This window comes from Candidatus Poribacteria bacterium, from assembly GCA_026706025.1.
Taxonomy (GTDB): Bacteria; Poribacteria; WGA-4E; order WGA-4E; family WGA-3G; genus WGA-3G.
Window position 1 is genome coordinate 21,351 of the sequence record JAPOZO010000040.1, and the last position, 21,339, is coordinate 42,689.

At 47.8% G+C, this 21,339-nt stretch carries 31 protein-coding genes and 1 pseudogene; all 32 read left to right on the forward strand.

Going from position 1 to position 21,339, the window contains the following annotated elements:
* Position 1 precedes the first annotated feature (1 nt).
* A complete protein-coding gene (locus OXH00_08875; GenBank protein ID MCY3741118.1) occupies positions 2-496 on the forward strand; it encodes a dihydrofolate reductase in 495 nt (164 codons plus the stop codon).
* Between the two features lie 14 nt (positions 497-510).
* Positions 511-1,143, forward strand: coding sequence for a ThuA domain-containing protein (locus OXH00_08880; GenBank protein MCY3741119.1), 633 nt, complete (start codon positions 511-513; stop codon positions 1,141-1,143).
* 175 nt (positions 1,144-1,318) lie between these two features.
* Complete coding sequence (locus tag OXH00_08885) at positions 1,319-2,578, forward strand: amidohydrolase family protein (protein ID MCY3741120.1); 1,260 nt, start codon at positions 1,319-1,321, stop codon at positions 2,576-2,578.
* 248 nt (positions 2,579-2,826) lie between these two features.
* The gene (gene rpsL, locus OXH00_08890) at positions 2,827-3,198 is read left to right on the forward strand and encodes a 30S ribosomal protein S12 (GenBank protein MCY3741121.1); all 372 of its coding nucleotides are present in this window, start codon (positions 2,827-2,829) and stop codon (positions 3,196-3,198) included.
* Between the two features lie 18 nt (positions 3,199-3,216).
* A complete protein-coding gene (rpsG, locus tag OXH00_08895) occupies positions 3,217-3,687 on the forward strand; it encodes a 30S ribosomal protein S7 (GenBank protein MCY3741122.1) in 471 nt (156 codons plus the stop codon).
* A 55-nt stretch (positions 3,688-3,742) separates the two neighbouring features.
* The gene (fusA, locus tag OXH00_08900; GenBank protein ID MCY3741123.1) at positions 3,743-5,866 is read left to right on the forward strand and encodes an elongation factor G; all 2,124 of its coding nucleotides are present in this window, start codon (positions 3,743-3,745) and stop codon (positions 5,864-5,866) included.
* Between the two features lie 195 nt (positions 5,867-6,061).
* Positions 6,062-7,261, forward strand: coding sequence for an elongation factor Tu (tuf, locus tag OXH00_08905; GenBank protein ID MCY3741124.1), 1,200 nt, complete (start codon positions 6,062-6,064; stop codon positions 7,259-7,261).
* Between the two features lie 120 nt (positions 7,262-7,381).
* Complete coding sequence (gene rpsJ, locus OXH00_08910) at positions 7,382-7,693, forward strand: 30S ribosomal protein S10 (protein MCY3741125.1); 312 nt, start codon at positions 7,382-7,384, stop codon at positions 7,691-7,693.
* A gap of 184 nt (positions 7,694-7,877) precedes the next feature.
* Positions 7,878-8,519: a 50S ribosomal protein L3 gene (rplC, locus tag OXH00_08915; GenBank protein ID MCY3741126.1), complete on the forward strand. Its 642-nt coding sequence runs from the start codon at positions 7,878-7,880 to the stop codon at positions 8,517-8,519.
* Positions 8,520-8,568: 49 nt separating this feature from the next.
* Positions 8,569-9,222, forward strand: a complete 654-nt coding sequence (rplD, locus tag OXH00_08920; GenBank protein ID MCY3741127.1) for a 50S ribosomal protein L4 — start codon at positions 8,569-8,571, stop codon at positions 9,220-9,222.
* Positions 9,222-9,521 (forward strand): 50S ribosomal protein L23, encoded by a 300-nt coding sequence (gene rplW, locus OXH00_08925; GenBank protein MCY3741128.1) that lies wholly within the window; start codon positions 9,222-9,224, stop codon positions 9,519-9,521. Before rplD ends, rplW begins: the two co-directional genes overlap by 1 nt.
* 142 nt (positions 9,522-9,663) lie before the next feature.
* A complete protein-coding gene (rplB, locus tag OXH00_08930) occupies positions 9,664-10,479 on the forward strand; it encodes a 50S ribosomal protein L2 (GenBank protein MCY3741129.1) in 816 nt (271 codons plus the stop codon).
* 65 nt (positions 10,480-10,544) lie between these two features.
* Positions 10,545-10,820, forward strand: coding sequence for a 30S ribosomal protein S19 (rpsS, locus tag OXH00_08935; GenBank protein ID MCY3741130.1), 276 nt, complete (start codon positions 10,545-10,547; stop codon positions 10,818-10,820).
* Positions 10,821-10,939: 119 nt separating this feature from the next.
* Positions 10,940-11,296: a 50S ribosomal protein L22 gene (gene rplV / locus OXH00_08940; protein ID MCY3741131.1), complete on the forward strand. Its 357-nt coding sequence runs from the start codon at positions 10,940-10,942 to the stop codon at positions 11,294-11,296.
* A gap of 73 nt (positions 11,297-11,369) precedes the next feature.
* Positions 11,370-12,200 (forward strand): 30S ribosomal protein S3, encoded by an 831-nt coding sequence (rpsC, locus tag OXH00_08945; protein ID MCY3741132.1) that lies wholly within the window; start codon positions 11,370-11,372, stop codon positions 12,198-12,200.
* Positions 12,201-12,236: 36 nt separating this feature from the next.
* Positions 12,237-12,650: a 50S ribosomal protein L16 gene (gene rplP / locus OXH00_08950; GenBank protein MCY3741133.1), complete on the forward strand. Its 414-nt coding sequence runs from the start codon at positions 12,237-12,239 to the stop codon at positions 12,648-12,650.
* Positions 12,651-12,735: 85 nt separating this feature from the next.
* The gene (rpmC, locus tag OXH00_08955; GenBank protein ID MCY3741134.1) at positions 12,736-12,924 is read left to right on the forward strand and encodes a 50S ribosomal protein L29; all 189 of its coding nucleotides are present in this window, start codon (positions 12,736-12,738) and stop codon (positions 12,922-12,924) included.
* A 97-nt stretch (positions 12,925-13,021) separates the two neighbouring features.
* A complete protein-coding gene (rpsQ, locus tag OXH00_08960; protein ID MCY3741135.1) occupies positions 13,022-13,297 on the forward strand; it encodes a 30S ribosomal protein S17 in 276 nt (91 codons plus the stop codon).
* 156 nt (positions 13,298-13,453) lie between these two features.
* Complete coding sequence (gene rplN, locus OXH00_08965; protein MCY3741136.1) at positions 13,454-13,837, forward strand: 50S ribosomal protein L14; 384 nt, start codon at positions 13,454-13,456, stop codon at positions 13,835-13,837.
* Between the two features lie 25 nt (positions 13,838-13,862).
* Positions 13,863-14,075, forward strand: a pseudogene (locus tag OXH00_08970) (50S ribosomal protein L24).
* Between the two features lie 91 nt (positions 14,076-14,166).
* Positions 14,167-14,706 (forward strand): 50S ribosomal protein L5, encoded by a 540-nt coding sequence (rplE, locus tag OXH00_08975; GenBank protein ID MCY3741137.1) that lies wholly within the window; start codon positions 14,167-14,169, stop codon positions 14,704-14,706.
* A 135-nt stretch (positions 14,707-14,841) separates the two neighbouring features.
* The gene (locus tag OXH00_08980) at positions 14,842-15,027 is read left to right on the forward strand and encodes a type Z 30S ribosomal protein S14 (GenBank protein ID MCY3741138.1); all 186 of its coding nucleotides are present in this window, start codon (positions 14,842-14,844) and stop codon (positions 15,025-15,027) included.
* An 86-nt stretch (positions 15,028-15,113) separates the two neighbouring features.
* The gene (gene rpsH, locus OXH00_08985; GenBank protein ID MCY3741139.1) at positions 15,114-15,515 is read left to right on the forward strand and encodes a 30S ribosomal protein S8; all 402 of its coding nucleotides are present in this window, start codon (positions 15,114-15,116) and stop codon (positions 15,513-15,515) included.
* 39 nt (positions 15,516-15,554) lie between these two features.
* Positions 15,555-16,127 (forward strand): 50S ribosomal protein L6, encoded by a 573-nt coding sequence (rplF, locus tag OXH00_08990; protein ID MCY3741140.1) that lies wholly within the window; start codon positions 15,555-15,557, stop codon positions 16,125-16,127.
* Between the two features lie 107 nt (positions 16,128-16,234).
* Positions 16,235-16,579 (forward strand): 50S ribosomal protein L18, encoded by a 345-nt coding sequence (gene rplR / locus OXH00_08995; protein ID MCY3741141.1) that lies wholly within the window; start codon positions 16,235-16,237, stop codon positions 16,577-16,579.
* A gap of 73 nt (positions 16,580-16,652) precedes the next feature.
* Positions 16,653-17,162: a 30S ribosomal protein S5 gene (gene rpsE, locus OXH00_09000; protein MCY3741142.1), complete on the forward strand. Its 510-nt coding sequence runs from the start codon at positions 16,653-16,655 to the stop codon at positions 17,160-17,162.
* Between the two features lie 105 nt (positions 17,163-17,267).
* Positions 17,268-17,744 carry a 50S ribosomal protein L15 gene (gene rplO / locus OXH00_09005; GenBank protein ID MCY3741143.1) on the forward strand — a complete coding sequence of 159 codons (477 nt, stop codon included), beginning with the start codon at positions 17,268-17,270 and terminating at the stop codon, positions 17,742-17,744.
* A gap of 29 nt (positions 17,745-17,773) precedes the next feature.
* Positions 17,774-19,105 carry a preprotein translocase subunit SecY gene (gene secY / locus OXH00_09010; protein MCY3741144.1) on the forward strand — a complete coding sequence of 444 codons (1,332 nt, stop codon included), beginning with the start codon at positions 17,774-17,776 and terminating at the stop codon, positions 19,103-19,105.
* 24 nt (positions 19,106-19,129) lie between these two features.
* Positions 19,130-19,246 (forward strand): 50S ribosomal protein L36, encoded by a 117-nt coding sequence (gene rpmJ / locus OXH00_09015; protein ID MCY3741145.1) that lies wholly within the window; start codon positions 19,130-19,132, stop codon positions 19,244-19,246.
* Between the two features lie 174 nt (positions 19,247-19,420).
* Entirely contained in the window at positions 19,421-19,813 is a 393-nt protein-coding gene (rpsM, locus tag OXH00_09020) for a 30S ribosomal protein S13 (protein ID MCY3741146.1), read from the forward strand.
* Positions 19,814-20,043: 230 nt separating this feature from the next.
* The gene (gene rpsK, locus OXH00_09025; GenBank protein ID MCY3741147.1) at positions 20,044-20,415 is read left to right on the forward strand and encodes a 30S ribosomal protein S11; all 372 of its coding nucleotides are present in this window, start codon (positions 20,044-20,046) and stop codon (positions 20,413-20,415) included.
* Positions 20,416-20,432: 17 nt separating this feature from the next.
* Complete coding sequence (gene rpsD, locus OXH00_09030; GenBank protein ID MCY3741148.1) at positions 20,433-21,065, forward strand: 30S ribosomal protein S4; 633 nt, start codon at positions 20,433-20,435, stop codon at positions 21,063-21,065.
* The last annotated feature ends 274 nt before the right edge of the window (positions 21,066-21,339 follow it).

Sequence of the window (21,339 nt, forward strand, 5' to 3'; positions counted from 1 at the left end):
AATGTTAATTTCAATGATCGCCGCAATGGACAGAAACAGGCTGATCGGCAACGGACCAGACATCCCATGGCAGATGCCTGCTGACCAGCGACATTTTCGCGATATGACCCTCGGCAAACCCGTCGTTATGGGACGTAAGACTTTTGAAACCCTCAAAAATCCTTTACCAAAGCGGCTCAACATTATTCTCACGCGAAATACAGATTACAAGGCACCAGAAGGCTGTATTGTCGCACACGCAGTAGACGATATTATCAGCCACTGCAAGAAAGCAGAAACAGAAGAACTCATGATATGCGGTGGTGCCCCTATCTACCAAGCATTTCTTCCGCATGCCGACAGGCTCTATATCACGCAGATTCATGCTACCTTTGAAGGCGATGTCTATTTCCCAGCATTTGATATAACAGCATGGCAGGAAGTGAAACGCATCGACGGTGAACCCGACGAGAAAAACCCTTACGCTTACAGTTTTCTGTTTTTAGAACGAAAATAGAAAGGAACAAATCTGTGCTTAACCTCTGCATGCTCTCAGGTTCTTTTGAATACGACTCCGAAGCATCTTTGCTCACTTTCAAGGCATTTGTTGAAAAACACTATCCAATCAACACAAATCTAATCGTCTACAGATCAGAAGACGACGATCCATCTTTGGCGGCATTGGATGAGGCAGATGCTTTGTTAGTTTTCACGCGGCGTCTCAATACAGACGGAGCATCACTCAGGCAATTTCAAGATTACTCTGAACAAGGTAGACCGCTTGTTGGTGTCAGGACAGCCAGCCACGCGTATCAAAACTATCTTGCGTTTGATAAAGATGTTCTCGGTGGCGACTATCAAGGGCATTACGGTCATGGACCCATTACGCGTGTGGAATTAGTTGAGGCAGAACACCCGATCTTGAAGGGGATTCCAGCGTTTGATAGCTATGGGAGTCTCTACAAAAATCCATCACTTCGTGACGATACATCTTTATTACTGATGGGACACACCGACGAACACGCCGAACCGGTAGCATGGACACGTTTGCATAATGGCGGTCGCGTCTGTTATACCTCACTCGGACATCAACAGGACTTTGAAGTAGAACCCTTTCTACGATTTCTCGCGCAAAGCGTTTTGTGGGTATCTGAACAGATCTAACGAAATAGTGCTTACGCATTTCCTTTTAAAGTCCCTACCCCCCTGATAAGGGGGGATATGCGGGGTGTTTTTGCTGGGATGTTTCTTCTAGGGGATTTAGGGGGTGTTTTTTAAAAATACTGACCCTTACTGCTTTTTGCGTAAGTCCTACGAAATTTAAGGCACACTCGGAGATATGGAAACACTGACAATTCTGAATGGCGATATCTACACCCCAAAACATTACGGACAAGGGAATATCCTCATTCAAGACGACACAATTTCAGAAATAACAAAAGATACGCTTCAACCGCTGGGGAAGGTCATCGACGCATCTAACTGCCTTGTAATTCCGGGGCTGATTGATGGATTAGTACATGGCGGTGGCGGCTATGATACAATGACAGGTGAAGTCGAAGATATAGTAGCAATCGCGCGTGCCCATGCCCGCAGTGGTGTCACCTCATTGGTGTTAGGTATCTCCTCCGGCAGTATGGCACAAATCAACGGTGCCTTAACCGCTATTGCACACGTCGTTGACGAGCCAGTTGCCGATGGTTCACAGATTATCGGTTCGTATGTTGAAGGGAAATTCGGGAGTCTCGCTAAAAACGGTGCCCAGAATGCGAAGTATATTACACCCCCGAACTTTGAAGAATTTCATGCAATGTGGGCAGCCTCCGACGGGACCTTGAAAGTGATTTCTCTTGCCCCGGAAAACGATGAAAACTTCCAATTTATCAAGCACCTCGCAGCCTTTAGGACGGACGCTTACAACGACATCGTCATCGCAATGGGACACACCAATGCCACATACCAACAAGCGATGGCAGCGATTGACGCAGGTATAACGCGTGCGACACATACCTACAACGGTATGAGCGGGATGCATCACCGCACACTCGGTGCAATTGAAGCGGTACTTTCCCACCCAAATATCCACGCAGAACTCATCATCGACGAACACCATGTCCACCCCTTTTGGGGGCATCACCTGATTCAGCAGAAAGGAATTGACGCAGTCGGGTTGATTACGGACTGTACAGAACTCGCTGGGGTCCCTACTGAAGAATGGCAGGCCTCAGCCACTTATGTGCCTCAATTTGATGCCTATCGCCTCAATGAAGATGCGATCTCCGAACGCGATACAGCTTTTGAAACCGGCACCACCGAGAAGTACGTCCGCAACGGCGCGATGTGGCTCGATGTCGGCAAACCGACCGAACGCCTCGCAGGTGCGAATATAACGCTTATCGATGGGATTCGCAATGTCATCAATTGGGGAAATTCACTCGAAGATGCATTAACAATGGCAACATCAACACCGGCAGAAAATTTAGGGGTCGCGGCAGCCGTAGGTTCAATTGCGACAGGTAAAATAGCAGATATTGTCATTGTCGACCAAAATTTAAGTGTCCAGACGGTTATTTTACGTGGAAAATCGCTAAAAAACTAAGAAATTCATAGAGTTTCCGTGTTTTTTACTTTTTTTTTCAAAAAAATTTGACAAACGATTTTTCAGCGGGTATAATATTTACTTTGGAAACCCTATTAAATCTTTTTGGGAGAAAGGGGCAATTATCCGGAAACATACTAACGTCGTACCCAAATTCCACGTTAATTTGTTCTGTTGAAGTTGTGATGCCCCGCGCGGGCTTTTTTTAATGCCAGAAGCCCCCACAGATTTTATCTCGGAGGTATGAAATGCCAACGATTAACCAGTTAATTAAAAAACCGCGTAAGAAGTCCCGGAAGAAAACGAAATCGCCGGTGCTTGAGCAATGTCCCCAGCGGCGCGGTATCTGTCTACAGGTGAAAACAATAACGCCGAAAAAACCGAATTCGGCACTGCGTAAAGTAGCCCGGGTGCGTTTCACCACCGGTTACGAAGCCACCTGTTATATTCCGGGGATCGATCACAATTTGCAAGAACACTCAGTCGTTTTGGTTCGGGGTGGGCGAGTGAAAGACCTTTCTAACGTGCGTTACCACATCGTCCGTGGGCAGTTGGATACCGCTGGTGTCGAAAATCGTCGCCAGGGACGTTCAAAGTACGGTGCTCGGAAACCCGACTAAACAACGGAGGAATATTAGATGCCGAGACGTGGAAATATCAGTAAACGCGATGTCAGTCCTGACTCAATCTATAACAGTAAGCTCGTATCAAAGTTTATTAATAGTCTCATGTTGGACGGGAAGAAAAGCACTGCCCAATCAATCCTATATGAGAGTTTCAAAATTATCGAAGAGCGGACAAATGAAGAAGGCTTCGCTGTGTTCCGTCAAGCGATCAATAACGTCAAGCCGGTCCTCGAAATTCGGCCCCGCCGTGTAGGCAGCCAAACCTACCAGGTCCCGGTTGATGTCAAAGCTGAGCGCAAACAACGATTGGCTTTCAGTTGGATTATCCAATCTGCTCGCGCCCGTGGCGAAAGACGCATGGCAGAACGTCTCGCTGGTGAAATACTTGAAGCGTCGCAGAACGAAGGCGGCGCAATCCGTAGGAAACAGGATCAGCATCGAATGGCAGAAGCCAACCGAGCTTTCGCACATTATCGATGGTAGAGATGTTAGCACGGCTTATAGCCGAAATGGAAAATATAAAAGGAGTGGCGCAACCGTGGCAGATACAAAAAATAGCACTCCACAGCGCTTAGAATTACCTCACATGCGGAATATCGGCATCATGGCACACATTGATGCTGGCAAAACTACCGTAACCGAACGTATCCTATATTATACCGGTAGAGTCTATCGAATCGGTGATGTCGACGATGGTACCACTGCTATGGACTGGATGGTCCAAGAGCAAGAACGCGGTATCACGATTACTGCCGCCGCAACGACCTGCCACTGGAAAAAACACCATATTAATATTATTGATACACCCGGGCATATTGACTTTACTGTTGAAGTCGAACGTTCACTTCGCGTACTCGACGGGGCAGTTGCGGTTTTCTGCGCAGTCGGTGGTGTTGAACCACAATCCGAAACTGTTTGGAGACAAGCCGATAAATATAATATACCCCGAATCGCATTCGTCAACAAAATGGATCGCACCGGTGCTGATTTCTTCCGCACCGTTGAGATGATGGAAGAACGTCTCGGTGCCACGGCAATTCCGGTGCAACTGCCTATCGGTTCAGCAGAACAATATACAGGCATCGTTGATCTCATCTCCATGAAAGGTCAGATTTGGAACGTCGGGACAGATGCCGGTAACGACGGTACCGTTATTCAAGAAACAGACATCCCCAAAGAAATGGAAGAGATGGCAAACGAATATCGCGATCGGATGTTAGAGGCTATCGCCGATTGCGATGAAGAACTCCTCCACAAATACTTAGACGGTATCGAAATTTCACCTGAAGAAATTAAAGCCGGGATCCGTAACGCTGTAATCGCTGGCAAAATTGTCCCTGTCCTTTGCGGAACCGCTCTAAAAAATAAAGGTGTACAGCCGCTCTTAGACGCAATCGTCTCTTACTTACCAGCACCAACTGACGTGCCACCGATAGTAGGCTTTGATCCGAAAACCGAAGAAGATGAGACACGGCACCCGAAGAACGATGAACCGTTCTGTGGGCTGGCATTCAAAATTATGACTGACCCGCACGTTGGCAAACTCACGTATCTACGTGTCTACTCTGGTGTCCTTAAAAAAGGTGATACGCTTTATAACAGTAAGACCAGAAAACACGAACGGATTGGACGGTTGATGCAGATGCATGCCAACAAACGGGAAGAGTTGCAGGCGGTTTACGCAGGCGACATCGCCGCAGCAATCGGCTTAAAGGACCTTTCAACAGGGGACACACTTTGTGATCCGAAAGCACATATCACCTTAGAAACTATGGTGTTCCCGCTCCCGGTAATGTCCATCGCAGTTGAACCTCGCACACAATCTGATATTGACAAACTCAACCTCGCCCTCTCTAAACTCGCTGAAGAAGACCCCACCTTTAAAGTCCATCAAGATTCAGAAACTGGACAGACACTCTTGTCTGGTATGGGTGAACTTCACCTCGAAATCATTGTTGATAGGCTCGTCCGAGAGTTTAACGTCTCAGCGAATGTTGGTAACCCAGAAGTCGCCTATCGCGAAACGATCCGCAAGGCGGTCAAGTCTGAGGGTAGATTTGTACGCCAATCCGGGGGTAGAGGTCAATTCGGTCATGTCGTCATTGAAGTTGAGCCTCTCGCAAAAGGCACCGGTTTTGAATTCATTGACGAGACCAAAGGCGGCGTTATTCCACAGGAATACATTCCAGCTGTCCAGAAAGGCATTGAGAACGCCATGAATACGGGTGTTCTTGCTGGCTATCCAGTTGTTGATGTATCCGTAAAACTCATTGATGGTTATCACCACGCGGTAGATTCATCAGAAATGGCGTTCTCTATTGCGGGTTCAATGGCGTTTAAAGATGCCTTGAAGCGTGGAACTCCAACACTCCTTGAACCAATCATGGATGTTGAGGTCATCGCACCAGACGAATATCTCGGAAAAGTTATAGGCGATTTGAACGCACGTCGTGCACAGATACGCGAGACGGAACTGCAATCGAAATCCCGTATCCAAGTTATCAAGGTTGATGTCCCCCTCTCAGAAATGTTTGGGTACGTCAAAACCCTCAGGTCACTCACACAAGGTAGAGCTAACTACTCTATGGAATTTGCACACTATAACGAAGTTCCGACAAGTGTGATGGAGGACCTAGTTTCATCAACGAATCGTGATTCGTAATTGTTAAATAGTTGTGAAGTGTCCGAACTATAGGAGTTTCTCGCTTCCTATAAGCGGACATAAGATTTAGTTAAACGGTGTTCCCACACGACAACAAAGCGTTTGGACACCCCATAGAAACGGGACTGCGCAGTTTTGTGGAAACAGCGCTTACAACACCCGCAACAATAAACTTTTAGTGGAGCTTGGACAAAAATGGCTAAGGAAACGTTTGAAAGGAATAAACCACACGTTAATATTGGAACAATCGGTCACGTTGACCACGGTAAAACGACGCTGACAGCAGCGATTACCATGGTCCTCTCGAAACTTGCCGATGCAGATTACGTCCAGAAGTATGAAGATATTGACAAGGCACCGGAAGAAAAAGAGCGTGGCATTACGATTAATACAGCACATGTTGAATATGAGACCGAGAATCGGCACTATGCCCACGTCGATTGCCCCGGACACGCCGACTATATCAAGAATATGATTACCGGCGCAGCACAGATGGACGGCGCGATCCTTGTGGTATCCGCCGCTGATGGTCCCATGCCCCAGACGCGCGAGCACGTACTTCTCGCACGGCAGGTGAATGTGCCTTCTCTCGTCGTCTTCCTTAACAAGGCAGACATGGTCGATGACGAAGAATTGCTTGAACTCGTTGAACTGGAAGTCCGAGAATTGCTCAGTGATTACGACTTCCCCGGTGATGATATTCCCATCGTCACAGGTTCTGCTCTTGAAGCTATGGAATCCGACGGAGACCCATCAAACGACTCGTGTAAACCGATTCTGGAACTTATGGAAGCCGTTGATAGTTACATTCCAGAACCCGTCCGTGATACCGACAAACCGTTCCTGATGTCAATCGAAGATACTTTCACCATCAGTGGACGCGGTACCGTTGTTACCGGACGCGTTGAACGCGGCGTTATTGAAATCGGAAACCCAGTCGAAATCGTTGGACTCCGAGAAACACAAGACACCGTTATCACAGGCGTTGAGATGTTTAACAAGAGCCTTGACGAAGGTCGTGCAGGTGATAATCTCGGCGCGCTGCTACGCGGTGTTGAGCGAGATGCCGTTGAACGCGGACAAGTTTTGGCAGTCCCCGGAACCGTTACACCGCATACCAAATTTGAAGCCGAAGCCTACATTCTCACAAAAGATGAGGGTGGACGCTGGAACCCCTTCTTTACCGGATACAGACCACAGTTCTATTTCAGAACAACCGACGTAACCGGAAAGATGGATCTTCCTGAAGGCATCGAAATGATTATGCCCGGTGATAACGCAAAAATTACCGTTGAATTGTCCAAACCCATCGCGATGGAAGAACAACTTCGATTCGCAATTCGTGAAGGTGGACAAACAATTGGTGCTGGTGTTGTCTCGAAGATTCTTGAATAAGAAATTAGGCGGAGCAAACGCTCCGCCTTTTTAAGGACATCAATACAGAGGATTGCCGACTCCTACTTCAAGATGTTAATCGCTGGCATTCCTCTTGTTTGATGAAGGCGATACGAAAAGATGGACAATCAAAAAATTCGCATCCGGCTTAAGGCATTTGACTATCGGTTGTTAGACCTGTCGTCAAAGCAGATAGCAGATACTGCAAAACGCACAGGTGCAGCTGTCTCGGGTCCGATTCCATTGCCGACGAAAAAGCATATCTATACCGTCCAACGTTCAACGTTTACAGACAAAAAGTCGCGTGAACAATTTGAGATGCGGATTCATAAACGTCTGCTGGATATCTTAGAGACTACACCGAAAACCGTTGATGCTTTAATGCGGCTGGACCTGCCCGCAGGTGTCGACGTCAAAATTACGCTTCTCTAACTATCGGAATCTGGTCACTGCTCCACTACGCTTCTTGCACTTTCCGAGTAACGGGCGGGGACCCTGGTTTTCGGTGGATTCTAACTCGCTATAGATGCTAAAAGGCTTCTGACTTCGCAGGATACCCTCGTGAAACGAAGCGCAACGATGCAGAGATTCAATCATTTAAAAAAGGCGAAAGAAGATGGTTAATGGTATTATCGGCCGCAAAGTCGGCATGACACAAATCTTTGAAGATTCTGGAACAGCAGTGCCTGTTACTGTTATCCAAGCGGGTCCTTGTCCAATTGTTCAACTCAAAACGCAAGAGAAAGACGGCTATCAAGCAGTTCAGTTGGGGTTTGGAGAACAGAAAGAAAACCGCACGAATAGTCCGAAACGTGGACATTTAGCAAAAGCCGGTGTTGATTCAGCACAGGTGCTTCGCGAATTTCGGGTACAGAGTCTTGATGATGTGTCTGTAGGAAACATTGTTGATGCAAGTGTCTTTTCCGAAGGTGAACTTGTTGATGTGACAGGCACCTCAAAAGGGCGCGGTTTCACTGGGGTAGTGAAACGTTGGAAATTCGCTGGTGGTAAGAAAAGCCACGGCGGTGAGCAAGACCTCCGCCGTCCGGGTTCCATCGGTGCCAGCGCAACACCTTCTCGAGTGTTTAAAGGAAAACGGATGGCTGGCCGCCACGGTGCCAAACGGCATACCGTTCAAAATCTCCCTGTGATCCAAGCCGATCCCGAGCGTAACTTACTGGTGGTCAAAGGCGCAGTCCCTGGCCCCCCCAACGGTTTGCTTCTGATTAGGAAAGCATCTAAAACACTGAGTGCATAGGCAGGCAGTCGTAACCGAACGAGTGCCAAAATAAAACGAGCATACAAATATGTCAACTTTAGACGTACACAACAAGTCCGGAGATGTCCTGCACGAAAAGGTATTAGCCGACGCATTCACTGAGGCTGAGGTGAATGGTCATGTCATTCACCAGTGCGTTACTGCCTACCTTGCCAATCAGCGGCAAGGTACTGCATCAACGAAGAGTCGGAGTGAAGTGAGAGGCAGTGGGAAAAAACTCTACCGTCAAAAAGGAACTGGCAGAGCGCGGGTCGGAGACGCTAAGGCACCACACCGAGTCCACGGTGGTGTAGCCTTCGGACCGAAACCCCGGAGTTATCGGCAGTACACCCCGAAACGCGTCCGACGCCTCGGCTTACATAGCGCACTCGCAGACCGGTTCCAGAATCAGCAGTGCATTCTCGTTGAAGATTTTACGCTTGAACAACCGCGAACCAAAGACATGGTTAACATCTTAAAAGCACTGAACGCTGACGGAAAGGTACTGCTCATTCTTGATGAACACAGCCCGAATATCCACCTCTCCGTGAGGAACATTCCGAAAGTTCACAGCTGCACATGGAATACGCTCAACGTTTATCAAGTCATGTGGCACGATACGTTGATAATCACCGAGAAAGCCGCTGAGAAACTCGAATCCAAGTTCGTAAACACCGGTTCAGATGCGGAAGGACAAGACTGATGAAGGATGCATATCAGATTATATTGCAACCGCTGATTACAGAGAAAAGCACAATTCTCCGCGAAGATAATAAGTACGCATTTGTTGTTGATCGCAATGCCACGAAACCTCAGATTCGCCGCGCTGCTGAAGAGTTGTTTGACCTCCAAGGGGACATCCTTAAAGTGCGGACAATGCACGTTCGCGGTAAGCCGAAAGGTAAAATGTTGCGCTATCAACGTGGTAGGAAACCGCATTGGAAAAAAGCGATTCTTACCCTAAGAGAAGGTGTGACGATCCAAGCGTTTGAAACTATATAGGAACAGCAATCAGCAAAAATAGCAATCAGCCGTCAGTTAAGAGAATTTTAGATAAACCGAACATCTCTTTTCTGACAACTGACAGGTTTTTCGGAGAAAAACCACCCTGACTGCTGATCGCTACTAAAAAAAGGAAATCAGAGTGCCTAAAACGTATTCACCTATAACCCCAAGTCGTCGGTTTATGACAGGGTACACCTTTGAAGAGCTTACGCGGAGCAAACCGGAAAAATCGCTCGTTAAAGGGAGTAAGCAGAAAGCCGGCCGGAATTCCAACGGACGCTTGACAGTGAGGCGCCGCGGTGGTGGACACAAACGCCGATACAGGGTCATCGACTTCAAACGTGATAAGTTTGGCATCCCTGCCAAAGTTGCTGCAATTGAATATGATCCGAATCGGTCTGCACACATCGCCCTGCTCCACTATGCTGACGGGGAAAAACGCTATATTCTTGCCCCGGTCGGTATCCAAGTAGGGGACACGCTTACTTCGGGCGAAGACGCGGAAATTCGGGTCGGAAACGCTCTGCCGCTGGAAAAAATCCCACTCGGCTCCTCCATCCACAATATAGAGATGAAGCCCGGCAAAGGTGGGCAACTTGTGCGTAGTGCCGGTGGTACCGCTCAGTTAGTTGACAGAGAGGGAAAATACGCCCGTATCCGACTGCCATCAGGCGAAATTCGGCTCATTCCAGTCCAAGCGATGGCAACACTCGGTCAAGTTGGCAACGTCAGTAAGATCGTCATCGGTAAAGCGGGACGTTCACGATGGCTCGGCAAACGTCCGAAAGTCAGAGGGGTCGCGATGAACCCGATTGACCATCCACATGGCGGTGGTGAAGGAAAAAGTTCCGGGGGTAGGCATCCAGTCACACCTTGGGGCGTTCCAACCAAAGGGTATAAGACCCGAAACCCGAAGAAAAAATCGAGCCGCTATATTGTCGGAAAACGAAAATAACCCTTTTCATAGATGCCTTGCTCGCTATGCAAGCGAATACTGTTAAAAGGTAAAGGAGACACATAATGGCGCGTTCTATTAAAAAGGGCCCCTACATAGACCCGAAACTCGCCAAGAAGGTAGCCGCTATGGAACGCTCTGGCACCAAACGCGTGATTCGCACTTGGTCCCGACGTTCGACGATTACCCCTGAATTGGTAGGACACACCTTGGCAATTTACAACGGGAAAAAGTTTTTTCCGGTGTATATCACAGAGAACATGGTAGGCCATAAACTTGGTGAATTCTCACCAACCCGTACCTTCCGTTCTCACGCCAGTGGCGGTGGCGAAAGAAGATAATGTTTGCGATAACCTTCATCGCAAATTGGCAGTGTATTCATCTCTTTTTTCAGAAGATACGTTCACTGTTTTGGCAATGATAGCGGTGAACCAGCAACTTGCTTTTATTGGAGACACTGATGGAAGCCAGATCTAAAATTAGGAACGCATCGGTTGCCCCGCGGAAAGCCCGCTTGGTGGCTGATCTCGTCCGTAATCAATATGTTGAAGATGCGTTAAGTCAACTGAGCTTTACGCACAAAGCCGCGTCCCCTATCATCTACAAGCTGATTCAGTCAGCAGCCGCGAACGCACAATATCAAGACCCAAGTATTGATATTGCGGGCTTATACGTCAAAGAAATTCGTGTCGATGAAGGGATTACGCGGAAATGGATACGCCCGCGGGCACGGGGTATGGCAAATAGGATACTAAAACGCAGTAGCCATATTACCGTTGTCGTTGACGAAGAGAGTACCGAAGATGTTGAGTCATAACGCGCACTTACAAAAGACTACAGCACATCCCGGACTCTACTTACAAGCGGGAAAAGTCTAATAGGAGGTTTGCGTGGGACAAAAAACTCACCCGCGTGGATTACGCTTAGGAATCATCGAGACGTGGGATTCAAAGTGGTATAGCGAACGGGATTACGCCAAATGGCTCCATGAAGATTTTAAGATTCAGAAGTTCGTCAAGGAGCAACTAGCACGTGCCGGGATTTCGCGCGTCGAAGTAGAACGCGTCGCTGACCGTTGCAGCATCAACATCCATACAGCACGTCCAGGTATTGTCATTGGCCGCCGCGGTGCTGAAGCTGAAAAGTTACAAGCATTAATCGAGAAAGAGGTCGGCTGCCCCGTCCGGATTAATGTCTCGGAAATTAGAGTCGCTGAAATGGATGCCCAACTTGTATCTGAAGCTGTTGCAACGCAAATAGAACGCCGTGCCGGTTTTAAACACGCAATGCGCCGGAGTATCTCCAGTTCAATGCAAGCAGGGGCCTTAGGCGTTAAAATTATGGTGAGCGGTAGATTAGACGGTAAGGAAATCGCCCGCGCTGAATCCAGCATTGAGGGACGCGTGCCGCTTCATACCCTCCGAGCTGATGTCGACTACGGGTTTACTGAGGCAAATACAACCTACGGTAAAATCGGAGTTAAAACTTGGATTTTCAAGGGCGAAATTATCGGGGTTCCCGATAAATTAAAGGGCGAAACATCTGAGCGCCGTCAACCTGGACGACGCGAAGATACTGGTTCGCAACGTTCTGAACGTCGACGGGGCGACAGACGTTCCGGCTCTCAAGACGGACGATCTCGACAATCCGGAAGACAAGACAGAGGCAGAAATCGACGCAGACCCCGTCAAGGCAATCAGGGTTCCAAGGGCGATTCATAACTGTACCAATAGATTTATTTTAAGGAGGCATCTAAGGTGTTAATGCCGAAACGCGTGATGCGCCGCTATGTGCATCGCGGGAAACGCCGTGGCAAACCGCTCCGTGGCTCACAAATCAACTTCGGTGAATATGGTTTGCAAGCAATGGAAGCTGGCTGGATTACAAATAACCAGATTGAATCTGCGCGTATCGCTATCACGCGGTATGTACGCCGCGGTGGAAAACTTTGGATCAAGATTTTCCCGCACAAACCACTCAGTAAACAACCCGCTGAAACCCGCATGGGTAAGGGCAAAAAAGGCCCACCCGAATACTGGGTCGCTGTGGTCAAACCCGGCAGAGTCCTTTTTGAATTAAGCGGCGTTTCGGTTGAAGATGCAAAAGGGGCGATGAAACGAGCCGCCCACAAATTGCCAATCAAAACTAAGTTCGTTGCACGGAATGCGTAATTTTGTCTACGACTCCGGCGTTGAAAAAAATATGCGCCCCAACGCAGTATCATGCTTTTGACAACACCTAAGGAGGCACGGAAATATGAAAGCGGATGAACTACGAGCAAAAACAACCGAAGAGTTGGAAAGTGAACTGAAAACGCTAAAGGAGAGCCTGTTTAACCAGAGATTTAGAAGTATCTTAGGACAACAAGAAGACACAACACGTATCGGTAAGATCCGCAAGGACATCGCACGTGTGAAAACTCTCTTGCACGGGCGTTCACAGTAAACAGAACACAGACACGACGGTTCACCAATTTCAAGGCACGGACTGTGTATTCCACAGTACATACGTTAACAGGTTTTGGCTGGTTTGGAGGATAAAGTTGAACGAGGAAAGAAGAAGGCATCGTAAATTTCGGACAGGTCTTGTTACGAGCAACAGTATGGATAAAACTGTCTCAGTGTCAATTGTGCGTCGCTATCAACACCCGCTTTACAAGAAAGTTGTCCGGAAAACGAAGAAAATTCTCGCTCATGATGAACAGAATAGTTGTAACGTCGGTGACGTGGTGCAGGTTGTTGAGACCCGTCCCCTGAGTCGTCAGAAACGGTGGCGGGTCCAAGCAGTAGTAAGCACAGTACAGCCCGCAAACGATTAAGAAGTGCTATCACCGGAACCTTTACGGCTTGTCTCTATACGAGGCGAAAGACGCAGCAAACGGTGTATACATGGCACTGCAAAAGAAAGGTTTCTCATCCACACTCTGACGTTTCCAAAACACACCGTTTTGAAAACGGTAGAGGAGGATACAAAAATGGTTCAATCATACTCTCGATTAACCTGTGCTGATAATACTGGCGCAAGGAAATTAATGTGCATTAGTGTATTAGGCGGCACGCGTCGACGCTATGCCCGCGTAGGCGACGTGATTGTAGCAAGCATCAAAGAAGCAACACCTAATACACAAGTTAAAACCGGTGAAGTCGTTCGCGCAGTTGTCGTCCGTACGACTAAAGAATATCGACGCGTAGACGGCTCCTATATTAAATTTGACCAGAATGCTGCTGTTCTCGTCGATCCACCGGATCGAGAAGGGAACCAACTTCCACGCGGCACCCGAATTTTCGGGCCCGTTGCGCGAGAACTCAGAGAAAAGGGGTTCACCCGAATTATCTCGCTCGCCCCTGAGGTTATTTAGGAGGACAACAGTGACACGACAAAAACTGCATATTAAGAAAAATGACACGGTCATCGTCCTCAGCGGACAAGACCGGGGCAAGGAAGGTGTGGTTTTGGAGGTCTTCCCAAAGAAACAGCGCGCAATCGTTGAAGGCGTTCATATCGTTAAACGCCACCTCCGACCAAACCAAATGGGACAAGGCGGTATTGTTGAACGCGAAGGCACCATTCACGTTTCTAATCTCAAAAAGATTGATGCTTAACGAAAAACAAAGCCTCGATACCGTAGACGAGAAGCGTTGCCAAGACAAACTTCACTCTATAAGTGATTTATAGGATACAAGGCTCATGAGCCCATTCAAAGAATTTTATCAAACGGAAATCATGTCCGCATTACAGAGCCATTTTAACTATGGAAATGTGATGGAGATTCCGAAACTGGACAAGATTACACTCAATATCGGGGTCGGCGAAGCACTTCAGAACCCGAAAGCACTTGAGGATGCTGTCGAAGAACTCACACTTATTGCAGGACAACGCGCAATCATTACGCATGCCAAAAAATCCGTCTCTGCTTTTAAGGTCAGAGAAGGTATGGCAATTGGATGTAAAGTTACACTAAGACAGCAGCGGATGTATGAGTTTTATAACCGACTGGTAAACATCGTTCTCCCGCAAATTCGGGACTTTCGGGGTGTATCGCCGGACGCGTTCGATGGTCGTGGTAATTACTCCCTCGGCCTCACCGAACAGTTAATATTCCCGGAAATTAATTATGATAACGTCAACGATATCCGCGGGCTGAACGTAACAATCGTTACGACCGCCCCGACAGACGAAGAAGGCCGAGAGTTACTAAGGCTGCTGGGAATGCCGTTCCAAAAATAGACGGATTCGGTAGCGGACGGTTTCGCCGTCAAATAACTACACAAATTACCTCGCATCTTCAGACGCAGCTAACTTTCAACATCCGGACTTACTGAAAGCACACGTCACGGATAAACAAGAAAAGGAGCATCTAGCTTGGCAAGTAAAGCATGGATTGCCAAACAGAAACGAACCCCGCGGTTCCAAACCCGGAAATACAACCGCTGCAAAAGTTGCGGACGGTCGCGTGGGTATCTGCGCAAGTTTGAATTGTGTCGTATCTGTTTTCGTCTCTTCGCCCGTGCCGGTAAAATCCCCGGTGTCCGAAAGGCGAGCTGGTAGAAAATTGAAACCTGTCTGTCCGTAAACAAAAGTATGACAGGCACATCGACTCTTCAAAAACGAAAACGAAATAAGGAGAATCTTTCATGTCGATGACCGATCCGATTGCTGATATGTTAACACGTATCCGCAATGCCAATATGGCAGGACATGAACGCGTTGAAATACCCTCTTCAAAGGTCAAAGCGGAAATCGCACGCATCTTGGCAGAAGAAGGTTTTGTCCGAAACTATCGCTTGCTTGAAGACGGAAATCAGGGGATTTTAAGAATCTATTTGAAATACGGAAACACTAAAAAAGAGAAGGTCATCACAAACCTTAGACGCATCAGCAAACCCGGTAGACGGATTTACGCCAAAGCTGATAGCCTACCACGTGTTTACGGCGGACTTGGTGTTGCTATTCTATCAACATCTAATGGGTTAAAAACCACACCACAATGCCGCAGGGAGAAGATCGGCGGCGAAGTTTTGTGTTACGTCTGGTAAGATTTTGCAGATGGCTCGCAACGAACTGGGAGAAAAAGAATGTCACGTATTGGACTACAACCGATTCCATTACCCGACAAAGTAGAAGTCGCCTTAAATAAAAGCGATGTACACGTCGAGGGACCCAAAGGAAGCCTGAATTGGCAACTTCCAGACGGAATCGATGTGACGCTTGAGGAAAACGTCCTAACCGTCCAAAGAATCAGTGAGATCAAACAGCACAAAGCCTTGCACGGATTGGCGCGCAGCCTCATCGCCAACATGGTTACTGGCGTTTCAGAGGGGTTTGAGAAAAAATTGCGAGTCGTGGGCACCGGCTACCGGGCGGAAGTCAACCGTGAGAACAATTTGGTTCTTGATGTCGGGTATTCACACTCCGTCACTTACACACCGCCTGAGGGAATCACACTTAGTGTTGAAGCCTCTGAGACAATAGATGGGCAAGCACACACACCTGTTATTATCAGCGGTATTGATAAACAACTCGTTGGACAGGTAGCAGCGACTATTCGTCAAATTCGGAAACCCGATACTTATAAACCTTGTAAAGGTATCCGCTACGATGGCGAGCGCGTCCGTGATAAAGAAGGTAAAGCTGCTGCTGTCGCCTAATGCTATAATATTTCGCGCGCAATAGGACACAATTTGAACTTCCTATGAAATAGACGGCGCGCCTATGGTAATAAGGAGACACCTTGACACTCATAAGAAAGAAACGGATGAGCCATCTACGCCGCCGGAAACGGGTCCGTCAAAAGATTACCGGAACCGGTAGCAGACCTCGGCTCGCCGTTTTCAGAAGTTTAAAACATATCTATGCGCAACTCATCAACGATGAACTTGGTGTGACGGTCGTCGAAGCCTCTACTTTGTCCCCAGAACTGAAAGAGACGCTTTCAAACGGTGGAAACATAGCGGCAGCGGAACGTGTTGGGGCACTTATCGCCCAAAAAGCCAAGCAGCGGGAAATTCAGGGAGTCGTCTTCGATCGGGGCGGGCATCTCTACCATGGTCGCATAAAAGCCCTTGCTGAAGCTGCAAGGGAAGAGGGACTTAAGTTCTAAATGCCCGCATACCGGTTCCTGTGCCCCTACATACACGGTCAACAGGATTTCTGCCGGATAGGAGATTTTTTTGCTGAAAGATAGAATTAACCCTGATGATTTTGAATTTGAGGAACGCATGATTACAATTAACCGCGTGATGCGAGTCGGTAAGGGACGACGCACGCCGAGTTTTAACTCCCTCACAGTGGTTGGCAATCGTGATGGTATTGTCGGTATCGGATTTGGCAGCGCCAGCGAAGTGGCTGGCGCGCTCCGCAAAAGTTTCGCCGATGCTCGTAAAAACCTAATTCGGGTACCCATCACCAACGGCACGCTCCCGCATGAAATTACCTGCGAATTCAAATCCGCCAAAGTTTTGTTGAAACCGGCAAGTCCCGGAACTGGCATTATTGCAGGGCACGCAACGCGTGCTATTCTCGAATTTGCAGGGGTTCGAGACGCACTGACCAAATGCCTCTCCTCTCGGAACGTGAAAAATATTGCTGAAGCTACAATGCTTGGGCTGAAGAACCTCAAAGATGTCAACGAAGTTGCACGGCTACGAGACCTATCCGTTGAAGAGTTACTCAAGAAACGATAAAAGGTAATAAAGACTGACGCACTTCTGAATGTTTTGTCAGCGTATATCAAATGCTTGGTTCTAAGCCGCGCTGACAATCTACGGTTAAGGAATGGAGTAATCCTGATGAAATTGAATGAACTTAAACCCGCCCCTGGCTCAAAACGCTCCAGAAAACGTGTGGGCAGAGGGAACGCTTCAGGTTGGGGGAAAACCTGTGGACGCGGCCACAAGGGACAAAAGTCTCGATCCGGTGGCTCAATTCCAGCATGGTTTGAAGGTGGGCAGATGCCCCTCGTGCGACGCTTACCCAAGCGAGGACCACAACGAACCGCACACAAACGATTTGAGTATGATATTATCAATGTTGAAACGCTCAACCTTTTTGACGATGCAGCGGTCGTCAGTCCGAAATCCCTTCGCGAAGCAGGCCTAGTTAAACGAAAGAACGCACTGATAAAAATACTTGGCGATGGCGAACTCGAAAAACAGTTGACAATCCAAGCGCACCGTTTCTCAAAATCAGCGATCGAAAAAATTGAATCCAAAGGCGGTACAGCCGAAGTGCTCGGACTGCACGCTAATCCCGACAACGCTGCTTGAAAGTGTGCAGGCGAGGAGGAAAAAAATAAGTGATTAAGGCATTCCAAAACGCTTTTAAAATCCCTGAACTGCGGAAACGTATCATTTTTACAGGGCTGCTCTTGATTGTTTACCGCCTTGGCGCGCACATTACGCTTCCCGGTATTGATGACGTAGCACTTGAGGCATTTTTTCAACAACTCATGGAGCGTGGGGGCAATGTCATTGGGTTCATCGATCTGTTTTCCGGGGGCGCATTTAGTCAAATGACGATCTTCGCACTCGGTATACAACCCTATATTAGTGCCTCAATCATTATGCAGCTGCTCGGGGTCATCGTGCCCTCTTTGGAAAAACTCTCCAAAGAACCCGATGGCAGAAAGAAAATGACGCAGTACACCCGATACGGGACTGTTATACTCAGTATCATTCAAGGTATAACAATCAGTATCGTTTTGCGGAATCCAGAGAACATTACCGGACAAGCCGGTGAGATCGTTAGAGATCCTAACTTATGGTGGCATTTCCTTGTAGTCTTGACGCTCACAGCAGGTACCTCCTTCGTTATGTGGCTTGGTGAGCAAATCACCGAGCGCGGTATTGGGCAAGGTATCTCCCTAATCATTACGGTGGGGATCATTGCTGGTTTACCTGGTGGCGTTACTACTGTTTTAAACAATTTAGTGACAAGACCAGAATTCGGAATTCTACAACTCGTGCTCCTCGTCGGACTCATTGTTATAGCCGTAATGGGAACCGTTTTCATCACGCTTTCCGTCCGTAAGATACCCGTCCAATACGGTAGACAGATTCGCGGACGTAGGGTGATTGGCGGGCAATCAACGCATCTGCCGCTGAGAGTTAACGCCGCTGGCATGATTCCTATCATCTTTGCCATTACACTTATTCAGTTCCCGCCAACGGCCCTTGGTTTTCTCCCACGAGACTGGGGATGGGTGACAGGCGCGCAAGCACTGATTGATACAGGAACACCTTTGTGGCTTACCTTTTATGCGTTGTTAATCATCGGCTTCACCTATTTTTACACAGCCGTGCAAATCAACCCGATCCAAATGGCAGAGGATTTACAGAAATATGGCGGTTTCATCCCCGGTATCCGTGCCGGAAAACAGACTGCTGATTATATCAATACGACGCTCACACGGATCACGCTACCGGGCGCAGTCTTTCTCGCCGCTATCGCTGTGATTCCGATTATGATTACAGGTTATCTCCAAATCGGTAGTATGGTCGACGGTGCCTCTATTTTGATTGTGGTCGGTGTCGTATTAGATACAATGTCACAAATTGAATCCTATTTGACCGTCCGACACTACGAAGGATTCCTAAAAGATCGGAAACTTAAAGGCAGGCGGCGTTAAGTGCTTTCGTCTGAAAGGGATATTATGAAAGTCAGACCTTCTGTTAAAAAAATGTGTAACCAGTGTAAAATTATTAAGCGAAAAGGCGTTGTCCGAGTGATTTGTCCTTCAAATCCGAAGCACAAACAGCGACAGGGCTAACCCTTTTATAGTTGTCAATCATCAGTTAACTTCGGAGGGTTCCAAGTTTTCTGGTAACGATCCTTACCCAAACCGGTTATAACAGTTACCAAAGAACGTTATTGTTTCCCAAACCTCTTAACTGATAACTCTCACTGCGAGGCAACCGATAACTATTAAAAAAGGAGGATATACATGGCAAGGATTGCTGGGGTTGATTTACCCCGAGAAAAACGGATAGACATCGCACTAACAGCTATTTACGGCATTGGTCGCTATACCGCATCGCGAATTGTTACCGACCTTGAGATTGACCCGGGTAAAAAAGTTGACACGCTCGCTGAAAATGAGATTAGTCAACTCCGAGACAAAATTCAAGACTATAAAATCGAGGGTGACTTGCGACGCGAAATCGATCAGAATATTAAACGCCTGATGGACATCAACAGCTATCGAGGCTTACGGCATCGTCGGCAATTGCCTGTCCGCGGGCAGCGCACAAATACAAATGCTCGTACCCGTAAGGGAAAAGCGCGAACTATCTCTGTCGGCAGAAAAGCCAAAGAGGCAGCACGCAAGGGCGGCTAATGTTAAAAGCCATCAGTTAGAGGAAGGTAACAGTTTTCAGTACGATTTTTCTCCGAAAAAATCTTTCAGTTTTGACCAACAACTCGCGCCTTAGGAAAAGTATCTGTAGTGTTTTTGCTTGGGTGTTTCTTCTAAGTTGTTGGTCAAGGTTAAGAGACTTTGGAACTATCGAAAACCTCTTGTAACTGACAACTGACAACTGACAACTATTAACCGAAAGGAGAACCGTTTTGCGTGGAAGAAGAAGAGAACGCAAAAATGTACCCGAAGGGATAGCACATATCCAAGCTACCTTCAATAATACAATTATTACCATCACAGACTTAAACGGAAACACCGTTGCTTGGGCAAACGCTGGGATGACTTTCACAGGTTCACGGAAGTCAACGCCTTTTGCTGCACAACAGACAGCAGAAGCATGCGCACGCCGGGCAATGGATCACGGCATGAAACGCGTGGAGGTTAGAGTCAAAGGGCCCGGATCCGGCAGAGAGTCTTCTATACGGGCACTCGCCGCAGCTGGACTCGAAATTAGCTTGATGAAAGACGTGACTCCGATCCCACACAATGGATGTCGTCCCCCTAAGAGACGACGGGTTTGAGGTATTGAGGAAAACGAATGAGCAGATATTTAGACGCAGTCTGTAAATTATGCCGACGGGAAGGCGAAAAACTCTTTCTCAAAGGGCGACGTTGCAACGGCCCCAAATGTGCTTTTGAACGCCGGAGCTACCCACCTGGAGAACACGGACAAACACCGCCTCGCCGAGGTCGAGACAACTTCCGGCGACAGCTACGCGCGAAACAGAAAGTCAAACGGACCTATGGGGTTTTTGAAAAACAATTTCGGAATTATTATTTCAAAGCCGCCCGTCAGTCAGGTATTGCTGGTGAGAATTTGATTAGTTTCCTTGAACGCCGATTAGACAATGTCGTTTACCGACTCGGGTTCGCGACTTCTCGAAATCAGGCACGTCAACTCGTGAAACATAATCATTTCACCGTCAACGGCAAGCGTGTTAACATTCCTTCCTATATCGTGCAGATCGGTGATGTTATCACACCACGTGAACGGAGCCGAAACCTCGCTATCATTCAGGAAGCACTTGAGTATTCGCAACAACGCGGGGCACCTGAATGGCTCGAAATTGACCCCGATAAAGCAGAAGGACGTGTTCAGGGAGCTCCCGTGGTAGAACAGATCGCCGTGGACCTTGAAACGCAACTCATCATTGAACTTTACTCCCGATAGGCACATATTTTTAATTAGTGGGTTTCTGCTCCGATTTTGACAACGGAAAAATCGGATTTCTGTTAAGCGGATACCTGCTTGCAACAAGGGCAGCAAGCAGAGGAGAAATCCATGACTAAAAAATCGTGGAAATCAGGGGATGTCCAATAATATGACGCTAACATAGAATTAAGTGGCAATGTGGGATTTTACAAAGCCGTGCCCTTAGTTCCTATGTGTTCTAATATTCAGTTTAATCCCATAGGAGGAAATCGATGATAAGGTCCGAGCTAGA

What these genes read in the sequence shown, in the direction of transcription:
- OXH00_08875 (MCY3741118.1), top strand. Translation starts at nt 2, where the DNA reads ATGTTAATTTCAATGATCGCCGCAATGGACAGAAACAGGCTGATCGGC.
- OXH00_08885 (MCY3741120.1), top strand. Translation starts at nt 1,319, where the DNA reads ATGGAAACACTGACAATTCTGAATGGCGATATCTACACCCCAAAACAT.
- rpsL (MCY3741121.1), top strand. Translation starts at nt 2,827, where the DNA reads ATGCCAACGATTAACCAGTTAATTAAAAAACCGCGTAAGAAGTCCCGG.
- rpsG (MCY3741122.1), top strand. Translation starts at nt 3,217, where the DNA reads ATGCCGAGACGTGGAAATATCAGTAAACGCGATGTCAGTCCTGACTCA.
- tuf (MCY3741124.1), top strand. Translation starts at nt 6,062, where the DNA reads ATGGCTAAGGAAACGTTTGAAAGGAATAAACCACACGTTAATATTGGA.
- rpsJ (MCY3741125.1), top strand. Translation starts at nt 7,382, where the DNA reads ATGGACAATCAAAAAATTCGCATCCGGCTTAAGGCATTTGACTATCGG.
- rplC (MCY3741126.1), top strand. Translation starts at nt 7,878, where the DNA reads ATGGTTAATGGTATTATCGGCCGCAAAGTCGGCATGACACAAATCTTT.
- rplD (MCY3741127.1), top strand. Translation starts at nt 8,569, where the DNA reads ATGTCAACTTTAGACGTACACAACAAGTCCGGAGATGTCCTGCACGAA.
- rplW (MCY3741128.1), top strand. Translation starts at nt 9,222, where the DNA reads ATGAAGGATGCATATCAGATTATATTGCAACCGCTGATTACAGAGAAA.
- rpsS (MCY3741130.1), top strand. Translation starts at nt 10,545, where the DNA reads ATGGCGCGTTCTATTAAAAAGGGCCCCTACATAGACCCGAAACTCGCC.
- rplV (MCY3741131.1), top strand. Translation starts at nt 10,940, where the DNA reads ATGGAAGCCAGATCTAAAATTAGGAACGCATCGGTTGCCCCGCGGAAA.
- rpmC (MCY3741134.1), top strand. Translation starts at nt 12,736, where the DNA reads ATGAAAGCGGATGAACTACGAGCAAAAACAACCGAAGAGTTGGAAAGT.
- rplN (MCY3741136.1), top strand. Translation starts at nt 13,454, where the DNA reads ATGGTTCAATCATACTCTCGATTAACCTGTGCTGATAATACTGGCGCA.
- rplE (MCY3741137.1), top strand. Translation starts at nt 14,167, where the DNA reads ATGAGCCCATTCAAAGAATTTTATCAAACGGAAATCATGTCCGCATTA.
- rpsH (MCY3741139.1), top strand. Translation starts at nt 15,114, where the DNA reads ATGTCGATGACCGATCCGATTGCTGATATGTTAACACGTATCCGCAAT.
- rplF (MCY3741140.1), top strand. Translation starts at nt 15,555, where the DNA reads ATGTCACGTATTGGACTACAACCGATTCCATTACCCGACAAAGTAGAA.
- rplR (MCY3741141.1), top strand. Translation starts at nt 16,235, where the DNA reads ATGAGCCATCTACGCCGCCGGAAACGGGTCCGTCAAAAGATTACCGGA.
- rplO (MCY3741143.1), top strand. Translation starts at nt 17,268, where the DNA reads ATGAAATTGAATGAACTTAAACCCGCCCCTGGCTCAAAACGCTCCAGA.
- rpmJ (MCY3741145.1), top strand. Translation starts at nt 19,130, where the DNA reads ATGAAAGTCAGACCTTCTGTTAAAAAAATGTGTAACCAGTGTAAAATT.
- rpsM (MCY3741146.1), top strand. Translation starts at nt 19,421, where the DNA reads ATGGCAAGGATTGCTGGGGTTGATTTACCCCGAGAAAAACGGATAGAC.
- rpsD (MCY3741148.1), top strand. Translation starts at nt 20,433, where the DNA reads ATGAGCAGATATTTAGACGCAGTCTGTAAATTATGCCGACGGGAAGGC.